Source organism: Flavobacterium faecale (assembly GCF_003076455.1).
Lineage (GTDB): Bacteria > Bacteroidota > Bacteroidia > Flavobacteriales > Flavobacteriaceae > Flavobacterium > Flavobacterium faecale.
Map to the genome: position 1 here is coordinate 1,064,616 of NZ_CP020918.1, position 25,906 is coordinate 1,090,521.

The 25,906-nt window shown below is 34.9% G+C and carries 26 protein-coding genes and 2 pseudogenes; 7 read left to right on the forward strand and 21 right to left on the reverse strand.

The genetic code is table 11. The features are described 5' to 3' along the window. Position 1: 1 nt before the first annotated feature. The 10 genes and pseudogenes from FFWV33_RS04690 to FFWV33_RS04735 all read right to left on the reverse strand — a co-directional run bounded on the left by FFWV33_RS04690 (position 2) and on the right by FFWV33_RS04735 (position 6,579). Positions 2 to 685 carry a hypothetical protein gene (locus tag FFWV33_RS04690; protein ID WP_159085975.1) on the reverse strand — a complete coding sequence of 228 codons (684 nt, stop codon included), beginning with the start codon at positions 683 to 685 and terminating at the stop codon, positions 2 to 4. 187 nt (positions 686 to 872) lie between these two features. Then, a pseudogene (locus FFWV33_RS04695) lies at positions 873 to 1,058 on the reverse strand (recombinase RecA); the annotation flags it as partial. A 127-nt stretch (positions 1,059 to 1,185) separates the two neighbouring features. After that, a pseudogene (locus FFWV33_RS04700) lies at positions 1,186 to 1,338 on the reverse strand (recombinase RecA); the annotation flags it as partial. Between the two features lie 36 nt (positions 1,339 to 1,374). Next, positions 1,375 to 1,827, reverse strand: coding sequence for a hypothetical protein (locus FFWV33_RS04705; RefSeq protein ID WP_108739843.1), 453 nt, complete (start codon positions 1,825 to 1,827; stop codon positions 1,375 to 1,377). A gap of 73 nt (positions 1,828 to 1,900) precedes the next feature. Next, positions 1,901 to 2,569 carry a hypothetical protein gene (locus FFWV33_RS04710; RefSeq protein WP_108739844.1) on the reverse strand — a complete coding sequence of 223 codons (669 nt, stop codon included), beginning with the start codon at positions 2,567 to 2,569 and terminating at the stop codon, positions 1,901 to 1,903. Between the two features lie 13 nt (positions 2,570 to 2,582). Beyond that, the gene (locus FFWV33_RS04715; RefSeq protein WP_108739845.1) at positions 2,583 to 2,912 is read right to left on the reverse strand and encodes a hypothetical protein; all 330 of its coding nucleotides are present in this window, start codon (positions 2,910 to 2,912) and stop codon (positions 2,583 to 2,585) included. Between the two features lie 180 nt (positions 2,913 to 3,092). Next, entirely contained in the window at positions 3,093 to 4,103 is a 1,011-nt protein-coding gene (gene recA / locus FFWV33_RS04720; RefSeq protein ID WP_108742455.1) for a recombinase RecA, read from the reverse strand. A 370-nt stretch (positions 4,104 to 4,473) separates the two neighbouring features. After that, entirely contained in the window at positions 4,474 to 4,983 is a 510-nt protein-coding gene (locus tag FFWV33_RS04725) for an acyl-CoA thioesterase (RefSeq protein WP_108739846.1), read from the reverse strand. Positions 4,984 to 5,041: 58 nt separating this feature from the next. Then, positions 5,042 to 5,425, reverse strand: a complete 384-nt coding sequence (locus tag FFWV33_RS04730; protein WP_108739847.1) for a DoxX family protein — start codon at positions 5,423 to 5,425, stop codon at positions 5,042 to 5,044. A gap of 5 nt (positions 5,426 to 5,430) precedes the next feature. Beyond that, on the reverse strand, positions 5,431 to 6,579 hold the full coding sequence (locus tag FFWV33_RS04735; protein ID WP_108739848.1) for a DNA polymerase III subunit: 1,149 nt from the start codon (positions 6,577 to 6,579) through the stop codon (positions 5,431 to 5,433). Between the two features lie 271 nt (positions 6,580 to 6,850). Between FFWV33_RS04735 and FFWV33_RS04740 the strand changes: the two genes are divergently transcribed. From FFWV33_RS04740 to FFWV33_RS04750, 3 genes are all read left to right on the forward strand, one after another. Further along, positions 6,851 to 8,038: a phosphoglycerate kinase gene (locus FFWV33_RS04740; RefSeq protein ID WP_108739849.1), complete on the forward strand. Its 1,188-nt coding sequence runs from the start codon at positions 6,851 to 6,853 to the stop codon at positions 8,036 to 8,038. Between the two features lie 107 nt (positions 8,039 to 8,145). After that, complete coding sequence (locus FFWV33_RS04745) at positions 8,146 to 10,164, forward strand: LysM peptidoglycan-binding domain-containing protein (protein WP_108739850.1); 2,019 nt, start codon at positions 8,146 to 8,148, stop codon at positions 10,162 to 10,164. Positions 10,165 to 10,211: 47 nt separating this feature from the next. Beyond that, complete coding sequence (locus FFWV33_RS04750) at positions 10,212 to 11,195, forward strand: DUF4837 family protein (protein WP_108739851.1); 984 nt, start codon at positions 10,212 to 10,214, stop codon at positions 11,193 to 11,195. On the opposite strand, the gene FFWV33_RS04755 is transcribed toward FFWV33_RS04750, so the two are convergent. From FFWV33_RS04755 to rnpA, 3 genes are read right to left on the reverse strand one after another with little or no spacing between them, the layout of a single operon-like run. Beyond that, complete coding sequence (locus FFWV33_RS04755) at positions 11,192 to 11,998, reverse strand: OmpA family protein (protein ID WP_108739852.1); 807 nt, start codon at positions 11,996 to 11,998, stop codon at positions 11,192 to 11,194. The genes FFWV33_RS04750 and FFWV33_RS04755 overlap by 4 nt on opposite strands. Then, complete coding sequence (locus FFWV33_RS04760; protein ID WP_108739853.1) at positions 11,999 to 13,636, reverse strand: S41 family peptidase; 1,638 nt, start codon at positions 13,634 to 13,636, stop codon at positions 11,999 to 12,001. It abuts the gene before it with no gap. Between the two features lie 55 nt (positions 13,637 to 13,691). Further along, positions 13,692 to 14,072 (reverse strand): ribonuclease P protein component, encoded by a 381-nt coding sequence (rnpA, locus tag FFWV33_RS04765; RefSeq protein ID WP_108739854.1) that lies wholly within the window; start codon positions 14,070 to 14,072, stop codon positions 13,692 to 13,694. Between the two features lie 126 nt (positions 14,073 to 14,198). Between rnpA and FFWV33_RS04770 the strand changes: the two genes are divergently transcribed. From FFWV33_RS04770 to FFWV33_RS04780, 3 genes are all read left to right on the forward strand, one after another. Beyond that, entirely contained in the window at positions 14,199 to 14,933 is a 735-nt protein-coding gene (locus FFWV33_RS04770) for a lysophospholipid acyltransferase family protein (protein WP_108739855.1), read from the forward strand. Positions 14,934 to 14,944: 11 nt separating this feature from the next. Continuing rightward, positions 14,945 to 15,931, forward strand: coding sequence for an acyl-ACP desaturase (locus FFWV33_RS04775; RefSeq protein ID WP_108739856.1), 987 nt, complete (start codon positions 14,945 to 14,947; stop codon positions 15,929 to 15,931). Positions 15,932 to 16,049: 118 nt separating this feature from the next. Beyond that, positions 16,050 to 16,703, forward strand: a complete 654-nt coding sequence (locus FFWV33_RS04780; RefSeq protein WP_108739857.1) for an HD domain-containing protein — start codon at positions 16,050 to 16,052, stop codon at positions 16,701 to 16,703. 65 nt (positions 16,704 to 16,768) lie between these two features. Here the strand turns inward: FFWV33_RS04780 and FFWV33_RS04785 are convergent, their stop codons facing one another. From FFWV33_RS04785 to FFWV33_RS04820, 8 genes are all read right to left on the reverse strand, one after another. Continuing rightward, a complete protein-coding gene (locus FFWV33_RS04785; protein ID WP_245891657.1) occupies positions 16,769 to 17,830 on the reverse strand; it encodes an aldose epimerase family protein in 1,062 nt (353 codons plus the stop codon). A 60-nt stretch (positions 17,831 to 17,890) separates the two neighbouring features. Continuing rightward, positions 17,891 to 18,292, reverse strand: coding sequence for a hypothetical protein (locus FFWV33_RS04790; protein WP_108739858.1), 402 nt, complete (start codon positions 18,290 to 18,292; stop codon positions 17,891 to 17,893). A gap of 22 nt (positions 18,293 to 18,314) precedes the next feature. Beyond that, positions 18,315 to 19,097, reverse strand: a complete 783-nt coding sequence (locus FFWV33_RS04795; RefSeq protein WP_108739859.1) for an enoyl-CoA hydratase/isomerase family protein — start codon at positions 19,095 to 19,097, stop codon at positions 18,315 to 18,317. 10 nt (positions 19,098 to 19,107) lie between these two features. Continuing rightward, complete coding sequence (locus FFWV33_RS04800) at positions 19,108 to 20,580, reverse strand: ATP-binding protein (RefSeq protein WP_245891659.1); 1,473 nt, start codon at positions 20,578 to 20,580, stop codon at positions 19,108 to 19,110. A gap of 40 nt (positions 20,581 to 20,620) precedes the next feature. Next, positions 20,621 to 21,214, reverse strand: a complete 594-nt coding sequence (locus FFWV33_RS04805; RefSeq protein WP_108739861.1) for a CopD family protein — start codon at positions 21,212 to 21,214, stop codon at positions 20,621 to 20,623. A gap of 65 nt (positions 21,215 to 21,279) precedes the next feature. Next, positions 21,280 to 22,296 carry a ferrochelatase gene (gene hemH, locus FFWV33_RS04810; RefSeq protein ID WP_108739862.1) on the reverse strand — a complete coding sequence of 339 codons (1,017 nt, stop codon included), beginning with the start codon at positions 22,294 to 22,296 and terminating at the stop codon, positions 21,280 to 21,282. Between the two features lie 183 nt (positions 22,297 to 22,479). Further along, a complete protein-coding gene (locus FFWV33_RS04815) occupies positions 22,480 to 23,490 on the reverse strand; it encodes a PDDEXK nuclease domain-containing protein (RefSeq protein WP_108739863.1) in 1,011 nt (336 codons plus the stop codon). Between the two features lie 23 nt (positions 23,491 to 23,513). Further along, positions 23,514 to 24,386: an AraC family transcriptional regulator gene (locus FFWV33_RS04820; protein ID WP_108739864.1), complete on the reverse strand. Its 873-nt coding sequence runs from the start codon at positions 24,384 to 24,386 to the stop codon at positions 23,514 to 23,516. A 228-nt stretch (positions 24,387 to 24,614) separates the two neighbouring features. Here FFWV33_RS04820 and hemA point away from each other — a divergent pair, with 228 nt between their 5' ends. Next, entirely contained in the window at positions 24,615 to 25,871 is a 1,257-nt protein-coding gene (gene hemA / locus FFWV33_RS04825; protein WP_108739865.1) for a glutamyl-tRNA reductase, read from the forward strand. Positions 25,872 to 25,906 lie beyond the last annotated feature (35 nt).

Consider the following 25,906-nt stretch of genomic DNA (forward strand, 5'->3'; position numbering starts at 1 on the left):
TTTAACTAATCCAATTAGGCACACCTACATGTGTTTGAACCCATTTTCCATTTTTCTTTTTATAAATTATAATTCTTGTAGAAATTTCATAAGTTGGAAATACATTTCCATGGGAAAAAGTAAAAATGAGATAATCCTTGTTTTGATAATATATAGGCTCCGAAATATAAAAATCTTCGAACTTATACCCATACTCATTTAAACCAAAAAAGTGCTTTTTTTCATAAGCTGGTGTTCCAAAATCTAATTCTTCAAAAATGAAATTTTTATAATTAAAATTTTCTGCAACCCAGCAACATTCTCCTCCTCTAAATGTAGCATTTTCTATTTCTGTTACCGAGTTTTTGCTATATTTTTTTCTTGCTATTTCCCACTCTGCTTCTTTATAAAATGTTTTATCTTCATAAGTTTTTTTGCTGTCAATTGAATCCAAAACATAAATATCATTTAGCCTAAGAATCTTTAAGGTCATATTAGTATTGATTTTTTTGCTATGAATCATAATTTTTTTAGAACGATCTTTAATTTTTGTTTCTAAAAAATCACTGACTACTTCATGTTTTTCTCTGAGTGTGTCATTAATTTTACTGATTGGATTACTAGATACAACTATACTTTTGTTAGATCTAGATGCACAACCTGCCATAAGGATTGCAATAATGATTATAAAATTTGTATGTTTCATTTATTATATATTTAATTGTTATGTTCTCATCAGAATGGCTATAATTATTGTCGAATTTGACTAAAATGAAATAATAGGTATCCCATTTTATTTAATTGCACTGTTTTCCAATTGCATTATATTCTTGATTTTGTTCTGCTCCAATTCTAGCGGTTATTCTGGTGTTGTCTATCATATGCCTTCTTGAGATTTTTTCTTCTAATTCATCCGCCAATTCAGGATTGTCTTTGATTAAGCTTTTCACAGCATCACGACCTTGACCCAATTTGGTATCTCCGTAACTGAACCATGATCCCGCTTTTTTCACGATTTCGAATGCAACTGCTAAGTCCATGATTTCACCAGTTTTAGAAACTCCTTCACCGTACATAATAACAAACACAAGTAAAATATAATTCAATCTAATTTTTGTCTCATCGAGCGCAGTCGAGATGCAATAGTGGTTCTCGACTGCGCTCGAACTGACAATAGGACTGTTTGATAAATAGTATTGGTATAATATCAAATTCTGCCGTCTTGAAAGGTGGTGCAACTTTATTTTTTACGATTTTAACTTTCGTTCTGTTTCCCAAAACGTTGTCACCATCTTTAATTTGAGTAGAACGACGGATATCCAAACGAACCGAAGCATAAAACTTCAAGGCGTTACCACCTTACTATTTTTAAAATACCATATGTTGTAGGATGAATTAATTTTCACATCCAAATACTTTACAAAAATCCATCTCATTTTTAATATATATAATTGATGAACTAATATGTTTTGTATCTTCTTCGATGGGTAGGCCAAAATATTTTCGAAATTCTATTATGTCATCTAATGAAATAGCGATAATTTTTTTGTCAATATCCGAGATATTACTATAATTAAAGTTTTCAATTCCAATTAGATATACATCGGTATATTCTTGCTTATGATGGTATGCTTTAGAAATTTTATTTTCATACTCGACAATCAAATTTTTATTTACCACCATAGTTACGAAAGGGCGCCCAGAACTATAGCTTGAATTAACAAATTTAAAAGTCGCATAATTTTTGCCATCAACCTTTTTGTTGTAATCAGATATTTTGACATAAACATTTTGTGAACTACATAAATGAAATGTTAAAAACATAAAAACAAGTATAATTTTTTTCATATTTTGAGTAATAGATTAATAATCAATTCCTTGTATTGGTAGTTGTCATTTTATTTAAAAGTATAATTGTTTATTATTCAACACTCCCATCCGAATAATCAGCTCGAATTTGCCATTTGCCATTAACTTTTTTCATTAATGCGGTATAGTTATTAATTGAATGAAAAACACCTAAAAGCCTTAATCTAAAAGAAATAAAAGCAGTATCACTATTTAGTATCAATGGTTTTGTGACATGTAAAATAAGTTTTTCGGGTAAATTTATATACTTTCTTGTATTTATAATATTTCTTAGAGTGTCATTTTTCATTATAGTAACTTTAAAGTTTCTTATGTCAGAACTTGTCCAATGACACTCATTTTTATCCTTATATGTATTCTTTAATTCTTTAATTTGTATCGTATCAAGAATCCATCCAAGCCTTTCATTATCATCGGCAGTTGCCTTATTTCCATAACTATGGAAATCTTTATAGGCATATTCATAAACCAATAAGTTTTCAATGACATTACCAGCCTCTTCGATTAATATAATCTCATAATTTTTGTAATTTTTATATCTTTCAGAGGCTAATTCGAAATCTAAAAAATCATTTACAATGTTGCTTTCCTCTCGATCTAAGGTGTCAATTATTGGTTTTAATTGTGTTAATAACTGAATTTCTTTGTTTTCTATAATATCTTTTTTGGATGAACAAGCAACAAATGTGACAACAGATAATAATAAAATTGAATTTTTCATGATTATTATGTTTTTAATTACAAGGGTTACCAACTGGACTTTGTTCATTTGGAGTGCCTGCCCCAATTACTGTTTTATTTTGTTCACAAGCGGTTCTATTTAAAATTCTCTCTCTGTTCGGGTTACCTATTGGAAATGTTGTTTTAAAAATAGGAATGCCACTTAAACCTATGCAAGCTAAATCATTATATGTTTGTTGACGGCTTCTACTCGCTGCAAGTGGTATCCCAGGTTGAAATTCTTCTAATGCTGATGCAATAGCATTTACATATTTATTAGCCATATCTTCGTACTGTACAATATCTGCATTTTTTACATCATTGATTTTACTTACATAAATCATTTGGAAAATCTCAAATAAAAATTAAATTTTGTCCTGACTAATTTTGGAACAAAATACGACATTAAATTTCAACCTTTACTTAAGTCTCTGCTTATTTGACTTGTAGCATGTTGATGTAATAGTCAAAAAAAATGCCCGAACGTGAATTCGGGCATTTATAGTACACTTTAAAACGAAGGCTTAACTTTCGTTTGCTAATTCTTTGATTCTTGTTTTGATTTTTTCTTCTAGTTCATCCGCCAATTCAGGATTGTCTTTGATTAAGCTTTTCACAGCATCACGACCTTGACCCAATTTGGTGTCTCCGTAGCTGAACCATGATCCCGCTTTTTTCACGATTTCGAATTCAACTGCTAAGTCTAAAATTTCACCTGTTTTTGAAACTCCTTCACCGTACATAATATCAAATTCTGCCGTTTTGAAAGGTGGTGCAACTTTATTTTTTACGATTTTAACTTTCGTTCTGTTTCCAAGAACGTTGTCGCCATCTTTAATTTGAGTCGAACGACGAATATCCAAACGTACCGAAGCATAAAACTTCAAGGCATTACCACCCGTAGTTGTTTCTGGATTTCCAAACATTACTCCAATTTTCTCTCTCAACTGGTTGATGAAGAAAACAGTACAGTTTGTTTTACTAATTGTTCCTGTTAATTTACGTAAAGCTTGAGACATCAAACGAGCATGTAATCCCATTTTTGAATCTCCCATTTCACCTTCAATCTCACTCTTTGGTGTCAAAGCAGCAACCGAGTCAATAACCACGATATCAATTGCTCCAGAACGAATTAAGTTCTCGGCAATTTCAAGGGCTTGCTCCCCGTTATCAGGTTGTGAGATGATTAAATTCTCAATATCAACGCCTAATTTTTCTGCATATCCTCTATCAAAAGCGTGCTCAGCATCAATAAAAGCAGCGATTCCGCCTGCTTTTTGAGCTTCAGCAATCGCGTGAAGTGTCAAAGTTGTTTTACCAGAAGATTCTGGACCATAAATTTCAATGATACGACCTCTTGGGTAACCGCCTACTCCTAAGGCTAAATCGATACCCAAAGAACCTGAAGAAATGGTTTCGACTTCCACAATTGCTTTGTCCCCCATCTTCATCACCGTACCTTTTCCGTAGGTTTTGTCTAATTTATCAAGCGTTAATTGCAACGCTTTTAATTTGGCTTCTTTCTCTGAACTCATCGTCTCTTTTACCTTTTCTTTCATTAATTTGTGTTGTTTTTGCACTCTAATAAACTGACAATAAGGGTGATTGTAATGTCAATTTGGTTTTTATTTGTATCTAAAGTTCCGTAAAAATACTTCTTTTTTTGGTCTAAAAATTCAGTTTTAAGAATAAATTTTGTCTTTTTTTTTAAAATTTATTTCTGTTGCAATATTCTTAAATCGTTTGTTTAATCTATATGATTCGAGCAGGATTTTGCGTGAGGGATTGTAGCTGCATCCTTTGTGGTTGCGACAGCAAACCATAAAGATATAGTGAAAAGCCCGACCCGTCCCGAAGCTTCGGGATTTTACGGGTCACGCCCAAATTTTAATTATTTAGAATAGTCTATACAAACAACGCTTTTAACTCGGTTGCATCATGTGCTTTCATTTTTCCGGCTAATAATAAACTTAACTGTTTGCGTCTAAGTGCTCCGTCAAAACGCTCTTGCTCCAATTCGGTTTCGGGAATTATGGCTGGAACGATCACTGGTTTCCCTACTTCGTTTACAGCTACAAAAGTGTAGATTGCTTCGTTAGCTTTGGTTTTTTCGCCAGAGTTACGGTCTTCTACCCAAACATCAATGTAAACTTCCATTGAACTATTAAAGGCTCTTGAAACTTTGGCTTCTATGGTAACAACACTACCTAACAATATAGCTTTGGTAAAGGCAACGTGATTTACAGAGGCGGTTACGGCTATGTTGCGTGAGTGACGTTGTGCAGATATACTTGCTGCGCGGTCCATGCGGGACAAAAGTTCGCCTCCAAAAAGGTTATTGATGTGGTTGGTTTCGCTTGGTAGTACCAAATCGGTTAGGACTGTTAAAGATTCTGAAGGTGATTTTGGATTCATATTGTGGTATTGAAAAAATACTTGTTCAAAAGAGACAAGTTTATGTTTTTATAAATTATTAATTAAGCCAATAAACGGCCATAACAGCAGGAATGAAGTAGATCACAATATTGCGGGCACCATCATAATCTCGTGCCAATCGTTGACCGACTAACATAATGAGTAGGGTTACTGCAGAAAGTACTGCACCGTAATAACCAAATACTCTACCGTCACTGATTACCAATTCGATACAACCTACAAAGCACAAAATAGTCGTAATGAGTTCCATGACGATTAAAAGTACCAAAGAGGGCTTAACGTAGTTTTTGATCATTGTTTCGGCAAAATGTTCTTGCAACCAGGCGAGATTGTCTTTCCAGTAAAAAAGTTTTTCGTAGCTGGATTGCAAATAGGTTATTCCGAAAAAGATAAGAATTAATAACGAAGCTGGGTTATTCATGGTGGTTATTTTTTATGAATGAGTCGGGTTAGTTTTATAGACAAATCGGTCAAAATTATTTTGGCATTTCCATTGCGTTCAATATGATACATGGCTTGACTGATCTCTTCATAAATTTCGCCAATATTGTTTCCGTTTACAAAAGGAGCAAATTTTGCTAATTGAAACTTAGGAACTTTTGGTTCGAAATAGACTAAGCTTGGTGCTTCGTAATTGAGCATCAAGGCTTGACGAAATATTTCGATACAAAAATCTAAGAATTTTTTTTGACTCTCTCTACCCAATGCAGCAATTTTTTCGCTCCATGTGATGAGGTCATGAATTGCCGAAGCATCTTTTTTTGCTTGAAAAGCAGCACGCACCCACGTGACAAACCACTCCTCAAAAGGATGTTCTTCGCTATCATCATGCAACAAATGCAGTGCTTTATTGAAGTTTCCTTGCGCTTGGTGCGCTAGCTTCATGGCTAGTTTTTCCTCAACTTGCTCTTGTGCGACTAATGCTTCTGCTATTACAGACTGGCTTAATCCATTAAAATGTAGTATTTGACAACGAGAACGTATGGTTTGGATAATATCCTCTTCGTTTTCTGTGATCAGTAAAAAGATTGTTTTCTCGGGTGGTTCTTCCAGCAGCTTCAATAATTTATTGGATGCGGCTGTATTCAATTTATCGGCCATCCAGACAATCATGATTTTGTATCCGCCTTCGTAAGATTTTAAGGCTAATGATTTTAAAATCTCTTGGGCATCATCTACACGTATCTCTCCTTGTTTGTTTTTGACACCAAGAATTTCGTACCAATCAAACAAGCCTCCATAAGGTTGATCGAGTATAAATTTGCGCCAATCGACAATAAAGTCAATGCTTTTTGGTTTTGCTTTGACCTCGTCTGTGGTTACTGTAGGATATACAAAATGCAAATCGGGATGGGCTATTTTGTCAAATTTTAGGTTGCAGGCAGTGTTTTCGCCGGTGTTCTCACCATCTTGATTTTGACACAAAATGTACTGTGCATAGGCTATAGCGGTGATCAATGTTCCGCTCCCTTCTGGGCCTACAAATAGTTGCGCATGCGGAATGCGTCCTGAACTAGCGCTCTGTGTGAGGTGGTTCTTGATGTGTTCTTGTCCTAATATATGTGAAAATAGCATAAAGCAAAGATAGCAGAAAATGGGATAGTCAAAAACTTTGAGAAACAAAGTTTAATGTGCGCTTTTGATGGTTTTGGAGTTCTGAATTAAAAAACATTTAATCGCTATTTTGTATAATTCATAAATTAGGGAGGCTATTCATAAAAAAATAATACGAATTACATCGTTTTCGTTCTAGAAAAGGGCTTTTTTTTAGAATAATGAAATATTATACTAGTCGAAAAGTTCTATATTTGTTGCTCTTTGAATTAATAAACTTAAAACAAATCTAATGAAGACTTTAAACGACTTTGATTTTAAAAATAAAAAAGCAATAATTCGTGTTGATTTCAACGTGCCTTTGGACGAAAATTTCAACATCACAGATACTACACGTATCGTATCTGCAAAACCTACTATCGATGCTATTTTGGCACAAGGTGGAAGCGTTATTTTGATGTCTCACTTAGGTAGACCAAAAGGTGCAGAGGATAAATATTCTTTGAAACACATTTTAAAATCAACTTCTGAAATTCTTGGGGTACCAGTAAAATTTGCTGCTAACTGCATAGGTGAAGAAGCTACAACTGCTGCTGCCGCTTTGCAACCAGGAGAGGTTTTATTACTAGAGAATTTACGTTTTCATGCTGAAGAAGAAGCTGGAGATGTTGCTTTTGCTAAAGAATTGGCTTCATTAGGAGATATTTATGTAAACGATGCATTTGGTACTGCTCACAGAGCTCATGCATCGACTACGATTATCGCTCAGTTTTTTCCAACAGCAAAATGCTTCGGAACTTTATTGGCTAAAGAAATCGAAAGCATTGATAAAGTATTAAACAATAGCCAAAGACCAGTATTAGCAATTCTTGGAGGATCGAAAGTTTCTTCGAAAATTACAGTTATCGAAAACATTTTGGACAAAGTGGATCACATGATTCTTGGTGGTGGAATGACTTTTACTTTCGTGAAAGCGCTAGGAGGAAAAGTAGGAAACTCTATTTGTGAAGATGACAAAATGGAATTGGCTTTGGAAATTTTGCGTTTAGCGAAAGAAAAAGGAGTTCAAATTCATATTCCAGTTGATGTAGTTGCTGCAGATGATTTCTCAAATACAGCAAACACTCAAATCGTTGACGTAAGAGAAATTCCTGATGGATGGGAAGGTCTTGATGCAGGTCCACAATCTTTGGCAAACTTTGAAAAAGTAATCATGGAATGTAAAACAATTCTTTGGAATGGTCCATTAGGAGTTTTCGAAATGGAATCGTTTGCAAAAGGAACAATTGCATTGGGTGAATATATTGCTGCTTCAACAGCAAACGGTGCTTTCTCACTTGTTGGTGGTGGAGACTCTGTTGCAGCCGTAAAACAATTCGGTTTTGAAGACAAAATGAGTTACGTTTCTACCGGTGGTGGAGCGATGCTAGAAATGCTTGAAGGTAAGGTGCTACCTGGTATTGCAGCAATTTTAGACTAAAAAAAATATATTTAACAATATTTTTAGTTTTTATCAGTTAATAGGTAGTATGTTTGTATTTGCTAATTTCTTAACAAGTTATCAACAAGCATATTAACCTGCAGAATATGACTAGAAAATATATCACAATATCACTTTCATTATTACTATCGATTCCTTTGTTTTCGCAAGAAGTTGCTGAGAGCAAAGGAATTGTTGGTTTAGAAAAAAAAGTGACCTACTTGGATTCTATAAAGAATTCATTTGTAAAAGACGATTTGGCTGCCTGTGTGGACAATCTTTGGTTGAAAGAACTAGATGACATGGATCTTTATGATGAGATGACGACTGATATCGCCTCAATTGATTCAAGCATAAAAGTAGATTATGAGTTGCCTACTGAATTACTAAAATCGCGGTTGGAGGCCATGAATGCAAAATCTCCTTTTAGAATTCAATACAATGAAAATCTCGAAAACGTCATCAAGTCTTTCTTAAAATACCGCAGAAAATCATATGAACGCTTAATGGCAGTTTCTGAATATTACTTCCCTTTATTCGAAGAGACTTTTGCTAAAAATAACGTACCCTTAGAAATTAAATATCTAGCGATTGTAGAATCAGCCTTAAATCCAAAAGCAGTTTCGAAAATGGGAGCTACAGGTTTGTGGCAATTCATGTACCAAACCGGTAAACAATATGACCTAAAAATTGACTCTTACGTAGACGAGCGCAGTGACCCATACAAGGCTACGCAAGCAGCGGCACAATACATGAGCAACATGCATGCTATTTTTGGCGATTGGGAATTGGTGCTAGCATCTTATAACTCTGGACCAGGAAATGTAACCAAAGCGATCCGTCGTTCTGGTGGAAAACAAAGTTTTTGGGATATTCGTAATTACTTACCAAAAGAAACGCAAGGTTATGTGCCTGCTTTTTTAGCGACGATGTATATATATGAGTACCATAAAGAACATGGTATAAAACCAAACCGTGCCATCTTGCAACATTTTGCAACAGATACGGTGATGATCAAAAAGGAAATGTCTTTCAAACAAATTTCTGATTTATTGGATATGCCCGTAGCGCAATTGGAATTATTGAATCCGTCATATAAGTTGAACACGATTCCGGTATACAGTGATGCAGCACACTTTTTGAAACTTCCAAAAGATAAGATTGCAATCTTTACCTCAAACGAAGATAAAATCTATGCCTATGTACAACATGAGGCTGATTATAAAAATGGGGTTTTTCAAAATACTAGATCGATTGCTTTAAAGTCGGTTATAGATTCGGATACCTTAAAACTCAATGCATCAAATACTCAATATTACAAAGTGAAGCAAGGGGACAACCTGAACGCAATTGCTAGTAAGTATGATGTAAGTGTAGAGGCTATCATGAAATGGAATAACTTGAACAATAGTAATATTGCTTATGGAGATAATTTGAAAATAGGTGTAGCTGATACTGCAGTAAAAGCAACTCCACGCAAAACTATTACAACAGCTGTTGCGGTTCAAAAAAGTGCTGTAGCAGATACAAAATCTGAAATAGCGTCCAATGAAGAGGAAGCTACTACTGAAGAAGCTCGTTTTCATATCGTTCAAAAGGGTGAAAATCTAAACTCTATTGCTAGAACACATAATGTATCTGTAGCCGATTTGACTGCTTGGAATGATTTAAGTACTTCTACACTAGCTTTGGGTGCAAAATTAAAAATCAATACTGCAACACCTGTTGAAGAGGTAGCAGTTGTTACTGCGCCAGTAATTTTGAAAAACATTCAATACGTGGTGCAAAAAGGGGATAACCTTGGTACAATTGCAAAGAAATTTGGTACTTCATTAACGGAGTTGAAGCAATGGAATAGATTGTCGTCAAATGCTGTTACTTTGGGTAAAGCATTGATTGTTGCCAAAAATGAACCTGCTATTACAACTAATTATGCTAGCGTGAATTCATTCAAAAAAACAGATAGTTTTGCAAACAAAGCAGCTAAAGATTATTTTGTACAAGCTGGTGATACATTATATAGCATAGCTAGAAAGTCTGGTGTAACCATCGCCGACTTGAAAAAATGGAACGATATTAGCAATGAAGGTATTAAACCTGGAATGAAATTGAAAATAAACGGATAAATACAATAATCTTATATAAATTTGGGTTTTATTATAATTAGACAATTATGAATAAGGCCCATTTTTTATTTCTACTACTTTCCATTACGTTATTTTCGTGTAAAAACGAAGAAGTCGCGCCCATCCGAACCACTACGGGAAAAATCAATAGCATCTCTGTTGTCGTAGACGATCAATTATGGAACGGCGAAATAGGGGATAGTATTCGAAATAAATTTGCTTCGCCGGTACTTGGCCTACCGCAAGAAGAACCACTCTTTAATATCAACCAATATTCATCCAAATTACTAGAAGGATTTATAACCGATAGCCGCAATATTATTGTGGTTAAAAAGGAAGATGTTAATAAATTTGAAATCATCACCGATCAATATGCATCTCCTCAAAATGTGTTTCATATTTCGGGTAGAACTGCTGCTGATATTTTGTCTATCCTCGAAAAACAAAGTCCGTCAATAGTCGCTACGATTCGTCAAACTGAAATTGAAGAAAGTCAAAAAGAGATTGGGAAGGAAGTTATCAACCCTAAAATCATTGAAAATAAGTTTCATATCGACATTAACATTCCTGCAGACTACAAATACATGTTGCATGAACATAGTTTTTTATGGTTAAAAAAAGAAATTGTAAGTGGTAGTAGTAGTTTATTAATTTATCAAGTGCCTTTGTACGATGTTGTGAACAAGAACAATATGATTACCAACATCATTAGTATGCGCGACTCGATTGGTAAGCTGTACATACATGGCAAAGAACCTGATACAGATATGATTACTGAAGAAGCGTACTCACCTTACTTTTTCAAAATCAGACTAGCCGGAAAGACAGCTTATGAAATGAGAGGTACTTGGGAGCTTAAAAATGACTTCATGACGGGACCATTTATCAACTATTTAATTATTGATGACGAATACAGTCGAGCCTTGGTATTAGAGGGTTTTTGCTATTCTCCTTCGAAAGAAAAAAGAGACGTCATGCACGAACTTGAAGCCATAATTAAATCGGTTTCGATTATTAAAAGGCGAAATTAAATTTTAGTAATCAAGAATTCTACTCTTCGGTCCATTTCGTCTCCTTGGCCTAGTGGAAATTGGTTGCCTACTCCTTTGTAAGACATTCGTAAACTATTAATACGTTTAGAAATTAGATATTTAAAAACTGTTTTAGCTCTGTTTATAGATAGTTTTCGTTCGTTTGTTTCTCGATCATAGGCATCTTTAAAGCTGCTGGGTGTGCAACATACGTGACCTCGAATCTCAAACTCTAGCTTTTTGTTTTTATCTAATGTGAGAACGATCTTATCCAATTCTTTGATGGAAGATTTGGTGAGTTTGCTACTACCCAATTCAAATAAGATGTTTTCAAGGTAAATGCGATCACCCACTTGGTGTTGCTCTTGTAAGGAAGAATAAATACCTTTACCAAAACTGTTTTTAGGCACAATCAATAAATCAACTCGGCGATTTTCAGATCTGGTTTTCTTTAGGTCTTCAACGGTATCTTTACTGATTAAGACGCGCCCTTTGCCTTCGATAATTAGGATTTTATTTTTACTAAAACCGTTTGTAGTCAAAATGTTTTGAACGGTTTCTACCCTCTTTTGAGAGAGTTTATAGTTGTAATCATTGGTGCCACGGTCATCACAATAACCATAAATTTGTATGGATTCTATCTTTGAGCTGTCAGTTGCTTTTACAAAATCAAGTATAATCAATGCTTGTTCACGATCTATATCATATTTATCAAATTTGAAATAAACTGTCTCTACCTTTTTTCCTTGTCCAGAAAGAAGTGTTGCGGCAGATAGAAACAATATGATATAGAATTTTGCCATTTATTGTTTTAGAATTTTTTGATATTCCGCCGTATTATTAAGTATTGCCACTGATTTTTGAATCTCAGCACTGTTTTTTAAATAATAAAGATAAAGACCTTCTTGATATTGGTATCTCTTTATGATCTCGTCCAAAAGCAGGTTTTTGATTTCGACCTTGTTTTTGTCCAATAGCTCTTCTTCTGTTTTTTGAATGGTTCTAAGCAATTGTTCGTATTCAGTTTGAATGGCAGCGTCAATGTTTTCTTTTTTGGCAATTGCCATTGTATTTTTCAAGGACAGCTCTGTTTGTGTGTCCAGGGCAATTTTTTGCGACTTCAAATAACTTTTAAAATCTTGATAATTTGCATCTGAAAAGGAGGTGGCTTGTGCGCCCAAATTTGGATTTTTAAAGTAGTATGTGGTTGCGTAGTTAAAGATAGCTTCGTTTTTTTGTAAAGCTTCGGCAATGGCACTTGTTTTGGTGTCTGCTAGTTCTACATCGGGCAAGATACCACCACCATCGTAGACCGTTCTTCCTTTTCGAGTTTTAAAAGCGTTATAGTTTTTCTCTTCGGTACGTGTAGCTACGCCTTTTACGTCCTTGTGTGCGTAGTCAAGCGCTTGTATGCATCGGCCTGACGGCGTGTAGTAGCGTGAGATGGTGACCTTAAGTTGGGTGTTGTAGGTCAAATCTACAGGACGTTGCACTAATCCTTTCCCAAAACTGCGACTCCCCACAATAACGGCTCTGTCCAAATCTTGCAAAGCGCCCGAAACAATTTCTGAGGCTGAGGCACTGCGTCCGTTTACAATAATTACTAATGGGATTGCGGTATCTACGGGTTCAAAACCAGTTTTGTATGTGTTATTGTATTTGTCTATTTTTGATTTTGTAGTAACGATAATTTCGTTTTTGGGTACAAATAAGTTGCAAATATTAACAGCTTCATTCAGTAAGCCACCTGGATTGCCTCTTAGGTCTAAAACAATTCGTTCTGCTCCTTGCTTTTTTAATTCGATTAAGGCCTCTTTGGTTTCGTTAGAGGCTTTTTTATTAAAATGAGCCAAAACGATATAACCAGTCTTATCATCAATTTTTGCAAAATAAGGAACCGATTTTATTTCTACCTCGTCAAGTACTATTTGTCCGCCGGTTGTTTTTCCTTGTCGAATGTATTGTATGTCAACTTTGGTGTTTTTGGCACCTTTGAGTAGTTGTGAAGCGTCATCTTTAAAATCGCTTAATAGTACGTCTCCAATCTTAAATATCTCGTCACCGGCCTTTAATCCTGCTTTGTCAGCCGGAAAGTTCTTGTACACTTCTCTAATAATTAATTTCCCATCTCTACGGGTAATCATTGCGCCTATGCCAGTATACTCGCCTGTGTTGTTAATTTTGAAACGAAGAACATCCTTTTCGTTAAAATAAACGGTATAGGGATCTAAACTTGCCAACATGGATTTGATTGCTTTGTCCATCAAATCACCAGGATTGGTTTCGTCAACATAATTGGTGTTTAGCTCCTTGAATAGTGTTGTGAAGATTTCTATTTGTTTTGCAATTTCAAAAAAATTGTCTTTGAAACTAGTACCAACAAATAAAAATGCAGCGGCAACTACGGGAATGATTACTTTTTTCTGGAAAAGGGATTTCATCTTCTTCGTTTTGATTATAGGAATAGGGAGCGTTAAAAATACGAAAAAAGGATTGTTATTCGGCCTTTTTTATTTCTAACAAAAATTTCTCAAACAATTGAATCGTTTTGGTGTTTATTTCTTCAAACGACAAACGGTCTTTGGTTTGATAAAATAACATGAAAGAGTAGGGTTGGTCAAGGTTGTCCAACAGTAAATGCTTGTTGAGACGATACGTTTCTCGTACTAATCTTTTAAAGTAATTGCGGTCAACAGCTTTTTTGAAATTTCGTTTGGATACTGATACACCTATTTGCGTAGTTTGATCCTCACCAACTGCACCAGCAAAATAAACCAATCGCAACGGATATTTGGACACAGATTTACCATCAGAAAACAATAATCCGATTTTGATTTTACTTTTAAGTTTGGCCGCTTTGGGGTAATTAAAGTTCATGGTGTTGTTGAAAAAAAGCTACTATTTGAGCAAGCAAAGGTACAATTAAAGCGTAAATCTAATATTGTTTAGGAATTAAATACCGCTAAAAATTTATTTGTTACTTTTGCAGCTAATTTTTGAAGCATGCAAAAGATACTATCCTATCCCATTTCGGTAATTTATTACTTATTATTTGGACTTGTATTACTAATATTTCATCCTATCCAATGGATATGTTTTCGCTTTTTTGGGTATAATGCTCATAAAATAAGTGTTGATTATTTGAACTTTTTTCTATTAAAATGTACTAACTTAGTGGGAACTACGTATACAATAGAGAATAAAGAGCGAATTCCTGATGGAGTACCCTTGATTTTTGTCGCAAATCATCAAAGTATGTACGATATTATAGCAATGATTTGGTTTTTGAGACGTTTTCATTGTAAATTTGTCAGTAAGAAAGAATTAGGATCGGGTATCCCAAGTGTTTCATTTAATTTAAGACACGGTGGTTCTGTGCTTATAGATCGAAAAGATCCAAAGCAGGCAATCCCTATTATTAAAGAACTTTCTCATTACATTGAAAAAAACAATCGTACGGCGGTAATTTTTCCTGAAGGAACAAGAAGCAAAACTGGGAAACCTAAAGAATTTGCTCAAAGTGGTTTAAAAATATTATGCAAGCACGCACCATCTGCCTATGTGGTGCCTATTACGATTAATAACTCTTGGAAAATGGTTCGTTTTGGTTTTTTTCCGGTAGGTTTAGGCAATAGTTTGCGTTTCACTATTCATACGCCATTAAAAGTAAGCGAATATACTTTTGAAGAAATTATGGAGAAAACAGAAAACGCAGTAGTAAAGGAAATACAATTTTAAAATAGTATAAAATGTCAATAAAGAATATTAGATTAGAAGTGATGCAGTTTTTAGAAAAAAGAGTTGACAGTTTTGTTGACCAATATCTAATTCCTGTTGAAGAAATTTGGCAGCCATCTGATTTTTTACCCAATCCAGAAAGTGATAACTTTCTTGAAGAGGTAAAAGAGTTACGTGAAATCTCAAAAGATTTACCGTATGACTTTTGGGTTGCTATGGTAGGAGATATGATCACTGAAGAAGCTTTGCCAACCTATGAAAACTGGTTGATGGAAGTAGAAGGGGTAGATAACTTAGAACGTAATAGCTGGGCCAAATGGGTACGCCAATGGACTGGTGAAGAAAATCGTCATGGTGATTTGTTGAACAAGTATATTTATCTTTCAGGTCGTGTGAACATGCGCGAGGTAGAGATGACTACACAACACTTAATTAACGACGGATTTGATATCGGTACCGGTAGAGATCCTTATAAGAACTTTGTGTACACTAGTTTTCAAGAACTAGCTACTTATGTTTCTCACAACAGAGTATCACAACTTGCAAAAGGTTATGGTGACAAAAAGTTAGCCAAAATGTGTAAAATGATTGCTGGAGACGAGATGCGTCACCACCATGCTTACAGCCATTTTGTTAGTGAAATCTTCAAGGTGGATCCTAGCGAGATGATGTTGGCTTTTCAATACATGATGAAAGCTAAGATTGTTATGCCAGCTCATTTTTTGAGAGAGTCAGGTCAAAAAATTGGTTCTGCTTTTGAGCAATTTTCAGATTCTGCACAACGTATTGGGGTTTATACCGCAAACGACTACGTAGATATCATGCAAAAATTGATCGTGAAATGGGAGATAGATAAAATTGGTGGATTGACGGATGAGGCTGAAAAAGCACGTGATTACTTGATGAAATTGCCAGGAAGAATGGCTAAAATTTCAGAGAGAATCGTAATTCCTGCTGAATCTCACATTTTTAAATGGGTAGAGCCAGCTAGATTATAAATGGCTTTTTAGTCTTTTTTATTCGAAAGACTTATAAATAGAATTCTAATAAAAAGTGTTGATTTTTGAAGTTGAAATACTTTTAATCTCAACACTTTTTCTGTAAAATAAATTGATAATGACTCAAAAGGATTTAGTACCAAACACGATTGCTTTCGTAAAAGAAAAATTAGAAAATGCCGAAGGTGGTCACGATTGGTTTCATATCGAAAGGGTGTACAAAAATGCACTATTAATTGCCAACGATGTTGATTGTGATCTAGTTGTTGTCAAGTTAGGTGCTTTGTTGCACGATATTGCAGACAGTAAATTTACGGGTGGTGATGAAACCATAGGTCCAAAAATTGCGAGATTATTTCTAGAATCGCAAGAAGTTCCAGAACCAACTATCGAACATGTAGTGAACATCATTAATAATATTTCGTTCAAAGGCGGAAATTTTAAAAAAGATTTTAGTTCGAAAGAATTGGATGTTGTTCAAGATGCTGATCGTTTGGATGCTCTTGGTGCCATCGGAATCGCAAGAGCGTTCAATTATGGAGGATTTAAAAACAGAGCCATGTACGACCCTGCTATTGATCCAAATATGAACATGAGCAAAGAGGAGTATAAAAAAAGTACTGCACCAACTTTAAATCATTTTTACGAAAAATTATTGCTTTTAAAAGATACTATGAATACAGCCTCGGGTACGGCCATTGCTGCCGAGAGACATCGTTACATGGAAGGTTTTCTAGCTCAGTTCTATGCCGAGTGGGAGGGAGAATTGTAATAATTAGTAAATGTATTTGTATAAAAATAAATAAGCCCGCTATCACTAGCGGGCTTATTTATTTTTTATAAGGTAGAAAAAGCAAATGATGTTTTGCTTTTAAATGTTTCTCCCACCTTTAATAAAGTGGTTGGAAACGATGGTTGGTTTGGAGAATCGGGATAATGTTGTGTTTCAAAGCAAAATCCGCTTCTACGATTATATGTTTTTCCATCTCTACTAGGCATTTCTCCGTTAATGTAGTTTCCTGTATAAAGTTGCATACCGGGTTCTGTAGTAGTAAGTACGAGTTTACGTCCGCTTGTGTGATCATATGCCGACGCAACCACGCGAAACCCTTTGTCTTGGTGGTTCAAAACCCAGCAGTGGTCATAACCAGCACCTTTTTGTATTTGGTCATGTTCTGCATCTATTTCAGCCGCTATTGTTTTTGATGTTCTAAAGTCGAAAGGAGTATTGCTAACATCTTCCAAAGTTCCTATTGGAATAGCTGTTTCATCAATAGCTACAAAAGTATCGGCATCAATAGTTATTTCGTGATCCAAAATTGGTTTAGAAAAATCAGCTGACAAATTAAAATACGTATGTTGCGTTAGATTTATAATTGTAGTTTGATCTGTAGTTGCTTCATAGGCTACTTCGAGTGCATTTTCTTCCGTCAAAGTGTAGGTTACAAAAACAGTTAAATTTCCAGGAAAACCTTCTTCCATGTGTTTGCTAAAGTATTTTAGCTTCAAAACAGTGCCTTCTTCCTCTTTTGTTGCAGATACAACTGTCCAAACGGCTTTGTGAAATCCTTCTGGACCACCGTGCAAAGCATTTGGGCCATTGTTGGCATCGAGTTGATATACATGACCATCAATAGCAAATGTTGCATTGGCAATGCGGTTTCCAAAGCGTCCAATCAAGGCACCAAAATAATGTGGATCCTGGGTGTAAGGTTCGAATGAATCAAAACCAATGACAACATCTTCAAATACACCTCCTTTATTGGGGACCTTAACAGAGCTGATGATACCACCATAAGTGATGATTTCTACAGCCATTCCGTTTTTGTTTTGTAATTTATAACGATCTACTTGTTCTCCTTTGGGAGTGATTCCGAATGCTGATTTTTCTATTGACACTTGAAGGGTTTTTAGTGAGGTTGGTTATTGTTTTTTATTATTTTCGAAAATAAGAAGAAATTATATAATTCCTTTCTCTTTCATTTCGATAACGACATCTGAAGCATTTTTGAATGTTGGTGCTTGTTCTACAATTGTTCCTACTCTTTTTTTGTTGAGTTTAAAGGTTAAGTCGTTTTCAGTTGTAAACAATAACGCCTTCAAAAACGGATTGTTCATATACGGTGCCAAAACAGCAAAAGTATCTTCAAGAGTATGTAAGCTTTCGATTTCTTCTGTTTTATAGCGTGCTATGACCGACATTTTGAACCCTATTTCTCCTTCAAGAACAGGTCGAACGTAAATATTTTTTAGTTCGGTATCGCCAATGGTTTTTGCCAAAGTTAGTTTTGCATAGGTTCCGTCGTGAATACTTTCAGTTACTTTGTTCCAAAACTCTGCAAATAATGGGTTGAATGACATAATGTTATTTTTGTAATTTAAATTATTCGCCAGTAAATTGTGCTTTTCTTTTTTCTAAAAAAGCAGCACTTCCTTCTTTAAAATCTTTAGTTCCAAAGGATTGTCCGAAATACTTAATTTCGGTATCAAAACCATTTTCGCCATCTCTATAATTTGCATTAATAGCATGAATGGCTTTGCTGATGGCAAGAGGAGCATTTTTTACTATTTTTAAAGCAATACTTTCGCAAAAAGAGAGTAGTTCAGTTTGTGCTACCACATGATTTACCAATCCAATATTTAGTGCTTCTTCAGCGGTAATCATTCCAGCGGTAAGGATCATCTCCATCGCGCGGCCTTTTCCTACCAATTGTGGCAAGCGTTGTGTCCCTCCGTATCCAGGAATTAAACCCAAGGTAACTTCGGGTAATCCCATTTTTGCATTGTCTGAGGCTACACGTATGTGGCATGCCATCGCTAACTCTAGTCCGCCACCAAGGGCAAAACCATTGACTGCTGCAATCACAGGTTTGGATAGGTTTTGTACAAAATCAAATAAAATCTCTTGACCGTGAGCGGCAAGTGTTGCGCCTTGTTCTGCCGAGAAATCTGCAAATTCTGAAATATCTGCTCCAGCAACAAAAGCTTTTTCACCACTTCCAGTAAGAATGATAACGCGTACTTGAGGATTTTTATCTAAAGATTTGAACGCTTCATGAAGCTCAGAAATAGTTTCTTTGTTAAGGGCATTTAATTTGGTAGGGCGATTAATAGTAATGGTTGCTATATTCTCTTCAATACTACTAATGATTGTGTTGTAGTCCATGATAATTTTTTTAAGAATTAATAATGGGTAGGGAAACGGTAAACAATGTTCCTTGTCCATAGGTTGACTCAAAGATAATTGTTCCTTTGTAATTTTCTATTATGTTTTTGATAATACTCAGTCCAAGACCCATTCCGCTGCTTTTGGTGGTAAATTTAGGTTCAAAGATACGACTGCTATCTTCGGGTTTGATTCCGATTCCACAATCTTGTACGGTAATCAATACTTGATCGTTTTCTCTTCTTATTCCAACAGTTACCGTTTTGTTTTCTTGTTCATTGGGTATGGATTGAATAGCATTTTTGACCAAATTGGTGATAATTCGTATCAGTTGAGTACGGTCAATTTTGGATATAATCTCAGGAGATTCTGCATTGAAAACGATATGGTCTTCGTTAAAAATATCCAAAGTAAGTTCGACTACATCAACCACATTGAGTGTTTCATTTTGTTGTGCAGGCATCGAAGCAAAATTTGAAAATGCCGACGCGACCGCACTCATAGTATCGATTTGCTGAATTAACGTATCTGAGTAATCCTTCATTTTCTGGTAAATTTCAGGATCGTTGGGGTTAAACTTTCGTTCAAAACTTTGAACAGTTAATCGCATAGGTGTCAAAGGATTCTTAATCTCGTGTGCGACTTGTTTGGCCATTTCTCGCCAAGCTTCTTCTCTTTCGCTCTGAGCCAGTTTTACAGCACTTATTTCGAGTTCATCAACCATTCGATTATAAGCGGCAATCAAGGAATTAATTTCTTTACTAGAAGCCTCTAAAACAATTTTTTTGTTTTTTTGATTCAAGGTTGTCTCATACATTTTATCTGAAATCGTTTTAAGGGATTTCGTAATATAGGATGATAAAAAATAAGCCAGTGCAAAGGCGACAATCAGCATGAAGGAGTATACTTGCCCCAAACGAATCAAGAAGCTATTGAGTTCTTTGTCATAGTAACCATCATCCTCAATGTAGGGAAGATTTAGGATTCCGAGTGGTTTAAATTTATCGTCTTTAATTTGTGTGTAAGACGAGCGATTTTTTGCTCCATTCACTGTTTTGATATCTACATATCGCTTTTCGATCGAGGACCGAACCAATTTTAAAATATATTTCGGAATAGGTATTGCCGATTTATCTACAGAAAAGGTTTCTTTCGAACTCTTTAAAAGTCGTCCGTTTAAACTATAAATGTTGATTTCAATGTTGTGGATGTGGGCTAATTCGTGAATTTTATCTTTGAAAATTAGCTCTAAATTATCAGTTGTAAGAGGGTAGGTTGTGGTTGCTAATAAATAGTTTATGTGTTCTCGTACTGCATTTTCCTTGCGCTCTAGGCGTTCCTGATGGTATTCTTTTGCTTCGTTTTTAAATTGAATGATCGAAATTGAAGCTAGCAATACAGAGGCAACAATGATTACAACGATCATCGAAAGGAATATCCTAATGCGCAGCGAGAGCATTGCTATTTTGAAGTTTTTGAACATAGGTTAGCCCTAGCCCCAAAGGGGAAATTATAAGTGGTTACTATTTATTATTTTCTTTGCCATTTTCTCCACCTTCTTGAGTTGGAGCGTTTTTTTCTCGAATTCTTTTATAAAATTTGAAACCAAGCATTAATAGACCCGTAAAAACAATAATCCCGACTACGCCGTAAATCCAATTGATAGCACTTTTTAAAACGACCAAAAACACTACAGAAAAAAGAATCAAGGTTGCTCCCTCATTCCAAATTCGCATGTAGTTGGTTGTATAGCGCACATCATCATTTTGTAATTGCTTAAATATTTGATGGCATTTTGCTTGGTACAAATACAACACAAAAACAAAGCCAAGTTTTACGTGCATCCAAGGCATTTGTAGCCATGCGTTGCCCATGGGCGTAAATAGCAACATCCAAAATGCAAAAATACTAGCCAATATAGTACTTGGCCAAGTAATGATATACCACAATCGATAAGCCATTATTTTAAATTGCTTCTGTAAAATTTCTTTCTCAGGTGAGGGTTTATCAGCCGCTTCAATTTGGTAAACAAATAAACGGACAATGTAAAATAAACCGACAAACCAAGAGACCACAAAAATGATGTGTAATGCTTTTAATGAGTTGTAATATTCCATTGAAAAAAGTTAAAAGTTTGAAGTTTCAAGTTAGACCTAAGTTTATCCTGAAACTTCAATAAACATTAGTGCTTTGCAAAATCATTTATCCAGTTTCCTACGGTTTGACACCATTCGTCACTATCGTTTAAACAAGGTACAGCAAAAAACTCTTCACCACCGTGTTCTTTGAATTCATGATTGGCTTCCATGGCAATTTCTTCCAATGTTTCAAGGCAATCCGATACAAATGCAGGTGTTACTACAGCTAGCTTTTTAATTCCTTTTTCGGGCATTTTGTTAACTTCAACGTCAGTGTAAGGTGTAAGCCATTTGTCACCAGCTAAACGCGATTGGAATGTTTGACTGTATTTCCCCTCTGGTATGCCCAATAATTTAACGACTTGCTTTGTAGTTTCATAACATTGATGACGGTAACAAAATTCATGCGCAGGTGATGGCGTGTTGCAACAAGACCCATCTATTTTACAATGTGATTTTGTGATATCTGTTTTACGAATGTGACGTTCCGGAATTCCGTGGTAGGAGAACAATAAATGATCATATTCGAAATTTGCCAAATGTCCTTTGATAGAATCTGCTAGGTTTTGAATGTAATCTGGTTTGTTGTAAAAAGCAGGTACATGTGTAAACTTCATATTTGGGAAATGCTTTTTGCGCAATTCTTCTGCTAGTTCAACAATTGTCGTTGTAGACGCCATTGCATGTTGAGGGTACAAAGGAAAAAGCATCACTTCGTCAACACCTTGATTGTGCAATTCTTGCAAACCTGATAATAAGGAAGGGTTACCATAACGCATGGCCAATGAAACCGGTATCTTGACAAGTTGTTTTACTTTTGCATGCATTCTTTTAGATATCACTACCAATGGTGATCCTTCATCCCACCAGATTTTAGCATAAGCAGCAGCAGATTTTTTAGGTCTTGTTTGTAAAATTATACCACGTACAAGTAATGCACGCAACAAAAATGGAACGTCAATAACGTATTTATCCATTAAAAATTCATCCAAATATGGTTTTACATCTTTTGGCGTTGGACTTTCTGGAGATCCTAAATTCACTAATAATACACCTTTCATATTTACTACTTTTTATGTTTTAATCATGTCGCTGTTTAATTGACATTCGTCTAATGACTTGTTTTTATTTTGTTTCGGTCACAAAAATACTGTAACAACTTTATAGCTAACGCGCAATTAACTCATTTTTATTTATTGTTTAATATCAAAAATTGATACTGTGGCTTTCCGGGTTTATTGATTTTAAATTTGGTCTAGAAATTTTCTACTTTCTATTTTTTCTTTTGCTTCAAGCAATAGCGAATGTAGTTTTCTTTCTAACTCTTTTTTTGGCGGAAGTTCTGTCCAATATTCAGATACCATAATTCCGTCTTTATGCATTTCTAATAATTCTATTTGCTCTTGACTTTTGCCAGCACACAAGATGAGTCCGATTGGATTATTCTCCCCTTCTTGTTTATCATATTTTGCCAACCACTTTAGATACAATTCCATTTGACCTTTATGACTTGGTTGAAAATCTCCAAGTTTTAATTCTATTGCCACCAACCGTTTCAATTTTCGATGGTAAAAAAGTAAATCCAAATAGAAATCTTTTCCGTCAAGGATAATGCGTTTTTGCCTTTCGATAAAAGAAAAACCGACACCAAGTTCTAAGATAAATTTTTCTAAATCCCTAATTATTGCGCTCTCCAAATCATTTTCTAAAAATCCGTCTTTTAGACCTAAAAAATCTAGAAAATAAGGGTCTTTGAAGGTGTTTTGGATTTCAGTAATGTCTGCATGTGCTTGGCTATTTGCGATTTCATTTCGTTCAAAAGCTTTACGGCCTATTTGGTGTTGTAATTCACGTTTGCTCCATTTTGCTTCTATAGTCTTTTGGGTATAAAACGCCTTCGCTTCATCTGATTTTACATTAAAAAGAGCAATAAAGTGAGTCCAACTCAATTGTGTCACCAGTGGTGTCACAATTTGAAAATCGGGAAATTCCTGAGCGAATTGCATCATTCTTCGGATGTTTCGCAAAGTAAAACTTTTACCAAATTTTTCTTCTAACTGTTGTGCCAAAACAGGAATAATTTGTTTTCCGTATTCGGCACGTTCATTATTCAATACATGATCCGTTATCTTTTTACCTACATGCCAATAAGTAAGTGTCAAAACACTATTTACTTGTGCTACGGCTTGTTGCTTGCCCTGCTCTATAATTTGGGCAAGATCTTTAAAAAGAATATTTTCTATTTTTTGGCTCATCTGATAGCGGTGCTTAAAACTAGTTAAACATTCAAATTCAAGTTCATTAAATATTTTTTGGGTGTAGTTCCAAATTTCTTTTTAAATGCGGCAATAAAATGACTTCCGGTGCTGTAACCAATTTTCAAACCTACTTCATTAACGTTATAAGACCCGCTGTCGAGTAATTTTCGAGCAAAATCCATTTTATAGTCAAATAGAAACCCGTAGACGGTATCACCATAAATTTGTTTAAAGCCCATTTTGAGTTTTTTCAAATTCAAACCAATTTGATCGGACAGTTCTTGTAATCCAGGTGGTTCAGCCATGTTGGCTATGATTATTTCTTTGGCTTTTCTGATTTTAATCACATTGTCTTCGTCTGTTAAAAACGGACATTGTTCTGCATTTGGGTCTTCAGTGCGGTTGAAATACAAGCTCAATAGTTCGTATCCTTTACCTTTGTAGTACAAGTTTTTGATCGAAGGGTGTAAGTTATAATGAAACAACTGACTCAAAACAATAGCCATTGATGGACTTATATTTCCTTCGTTATAATATTTTTTATCTTTATTGTCTCCACTTAAAAAGGTGATATAATCTGCTTCAGATGAAAATAAAGCATGAAATTTTTTAATCGATACAATTAAGGATATCGCCCAAGAGTTTGGTGCCAATTCAAGATTGATTGGTAATTCTTTTTGGGGATTATAAAGCAATAATGATTTTTCCTCCTTTAATTCGAGTACATAACTACCTTGATTGAACAAAAATTTAGCATTCCCTTTCAATCCAAAGTGAAACTGAATCATTCCACTCTCTATCTCATGTTGTGCCAAGAAGTTTTCGGCCCCATCATTTTGGAAACGAATAAGGAAAAAATCATTCTCAATCTTTACTATTTCTTGTGAACCCATAGCGACATTTTTTTAGTATAAAGATGATAAATATCAAGTCTTATTATTTAGAACAAATCTAAATAGACAGTATGTAATCACTTGATTTTAGTACAAAAATAGAAATAATTCTAAAAAAATAACGGATTAATGTCAAAAAAACATGTAGCGACACAAAAAGAACTTCTAGCGTTATTTTTTACAGCGCTATAGTGATAATTTTGCTCAACTTTCTTGAAAAGTGTTATTATGGAAAACAACAACACATCAAAACATCAGTACTTTTACGCTGTTGGATTGAGCTATAAAAAGGCCGATGCCGAGACTAGAGGAAAATTTAGTTTGGATTCTGCTGCAAAAACGAGACTATTAGAACAAGCAAAAATTGAAGGCATCGAGAGCTTGGTGGTTACTTCAACCTGCAATCGTACAGAGATTTACGGTTTTGCAGAGCATCCTTTTCAATTAATTAAGTTGATCTGCGAAAACAGTTTAGGTAGTGTTGAAGAATTTCAGCGTGTTGGTTTTGTTTACAAAAATAGCGAGGCAATTAGCCATATATTCAAAGTTGGAACAGGATTAGATAGTCAAATCTTAGGAGATTTTGAAATAATTTCGCAAATAAAAACGAGTTTCACACACTCAAAATCCTTAGGACTTGTAAACACGTTCATGGAGCGTTTGGTTAATGCTGTCATCCAAGCAAGTAAAAAAATCAAAACGGATACCGAAATTAGTTCTGGTGCTACATCTGTTGCTTTTGCTGCCGTACAGTATATTTTCAAAAATGTAGAAGATATAGGAAACAAAAACATTTTGTTATTTGGAACCGGAAAAATTGGTCGTAATACCTGCGAGAATTTGGTTAAACATACCAAGAACGAACATATTACTTTGATCAATAGGACCAAAGATAAAGCCGAAAGATTGGCTGGAAAATTAAATTTGATTGTCAAAGATTATTCAGAGCTACATTTAGAATTGCAACGTGCAGATGTTTTGGTAGTTGCCACTGGGGCTCAAAACCCAACGGTAGACAAAGCCATTTTAAACTTAAAAAAGCCATTGTTGATCCTAGACTTGTCCATTCCAAAAAATGTTCATGAAGACGTAGAAGATCTAGAAGGTGTTACTTTGATTCACATGGATTATTTGTCACAATTGACCGATGAGACTTTAGAAAATAGAAAAAAACACATTCCGGATGCTGAGGCTATTATCGAAGAAATAAAAGAAGAATTTATTACTTGGACCAAAGGACGTAAATTTGCACCAACAATTAATGCCTTAAAAGCCAAATTGAATGATATTAAAAAAGCCGAATTGAACTTCCAGAGTAAAAAAATTGCTGGATTCAATGAAGAGCAAGCTGAAATTATCAGTGCTAGAATCATTCAAAAAATAACTACTCAATTTGCAAATCACTTGAAAGACGAGAACACAATGGTGGATGAAAGCATCCAGTGGATCGAAAAAGTGTTCAAGATTGAAGCAATGGCAAAGTAAACTGTAGTTTCTACTTCATAAACATTCAGTACTTT

Bases quoted from the DNA above. Each gene is read 5' to 3' on its own strand.
- FFWV33_RS04690 (WP_159085975.1), bottom strand. From the start codon at position 685: ATGAAACATACAAATTTTATAATCATTATTGCAATCCTTATGGCAGGT.
- FFWV33_RS04705 (WP_108739843.1), bottom strand. From the start codon at position 1,827: ATGAAAAAAATTATACTTGTTTTTATGTTTTTAACATTTCATTTATGT.
- FFWV33_RS04710 (WP_108739844.1), bottom strand. From the start codon at position 2,569: ATGAAAAATTCAATTTTATTATTATCTGTTGTCACATTTGTTGCTTGT.
- FFWV33_RS04715 (WP_108739845.1), bottom strand. From the start codon at position 2,912: ATGATTTATGTAAGTAAAATCAATGATGTAAAAAATGCAGATATTGTA.
- recA (WP_108742455.1), bottom strand. From the start codon at position 4,103: ATGAGTTCAGAGAAAGAAGCCAAATTAAAAGCGTTGCAATTAACGCTT.
- FFWV33_RS04725 (WP_108739846.1), bottom strand. From the start codon at position 4,983: ATGAATCCAAAATCACCTTCAGAATCTTTAACAGTCCTAACCGATTTG.
- FFWV33_RS04730 (WP_108739847.1), bottom strand. From the start codon at position 5,425: ATGAATAACCCAGCTTCGTTATTAATTCTTATCTTTTTCGGAATAACC.
- FFWV33_RS04735 (WP_108739848.1), bottom strand. From the start codon at position 6,579: ATGCTATTTTCACATATATTAGGACAAGAACACATCAAGAACCACCTC.
- FFWV33_RS04740 (WP_108739849.1), top strand. From the start codon at position 6,851: ATGAAGACTTTAAACGACTTTGATTTTAAAAATAAAAAAGCAATAATT.
- FFWV33_RS04745 (WP_108739850.1), top strand. From the start codon at position 8,146: ATGACTAGAAAATATATCACAATATCACTTTCATTATTACTATCGATT.
- FFWV33_RS04750 (WP_108739851.1), top strand. From the start codon at position 10,212: ATGAATAAGGCCCATTTTTTATTTCTACTACTTTCCATTACGTTATTT.
- FFWV33_RS04755 (WP_108739852.1), bottom strand. From the start codon at position 11,998: ATGGCAAAATTCTATATCATATTGTTTCTATCTGCCGCAACACTTCTT.
- FFWV33_RS04760 (WP_108739853.1), bottom strand. From the start codon at position 13,636: ATGAAATCCCTTTTCCAGAAAAAAGTAATCATTCCCGTAGTTGCCGCT.
- rnpA (WP_108739854.1), bottom strand. From the start codon at position 14,072: ATGAACTTTAATTACCCCAAAGCGGCCAAACTTAAAAGTAAAATCAAA.
- FFWV33_RS04770 (WP_108739855.1), top strand. From the start codon at position 14,199: ATGCAAAAGATACTATCCTATCCCATTTCGGTAATTTATTACTTATTA.
- FFWV33_RS04775 (WP_108739856.1), top strand. From the start codon at position 14,945: ATGTCAATAAAGAATATTAGATTAGAAGTGATGCAGTTTTTAGAAAAA.
- FFWV33_RS04780 (WP_108739857.1), top strand. From the start codon at position 16,050: ATGACTCAAAAGGATTTAGTACCAAACACGATTGCTTTCGTAAAAGAA.
- FFWV33_RS04790 (WP_108739858.1), bottom strand. From the start codon at position 18,292: ATGTCATTCAACCCATTATTTGCAGAGTTTTGGAACAAAGTAACTGAA.
- FFWV33_RS04795 (WP_108739859.1), bottom strand. From the start codon at position 19,097: ATGGACTACAACACAATCATTAGTAGTATTGAAGAGAATATAGCAACC.
- FFWV33_RS04800 (WP_245891659.1), bottom strand. From the start codon at position 20,580: ATGTTCAAAAACTTCAAAATAGCAATGCTCTCGCTGCGCATTAGGATA.
- FFWV33_RS04805 (WP_108739861.1), bottom strand. From the start codon at position 21,214: ATGGAATATTACAACTCATTAAAAGCATTACACATCATTTTTGTGGTC.
- hemH (WP_108739862.1), bottom strand. From the start codon at position 22,296: ATGAAAGGTGTATTATTAGTGAATTTAGGATCTCCAGAAAGTCCAACG.
- FFWV33_RS04815 (WP_108739863.1), bottom strand. From the start codon at position 23,490: ATGAGCCAAAAAATAGAAAATATTCTTTTTAAAGATCTTGCCCAAATT.
- FFWV33_RS04820 (WP_108739864.1), bottom strand. From the start codon at position 24,386: ATGGGTTCACAAGAAATAGTAAAGATTGAGAATGATTTTTTCCTTATT.
- hemA (WP_108739865.1), top strand. From the start codon at position 24,615: ATGGAAAACAACAACACATCAAAACATCAGTACTTTTACGCTGTTGGA.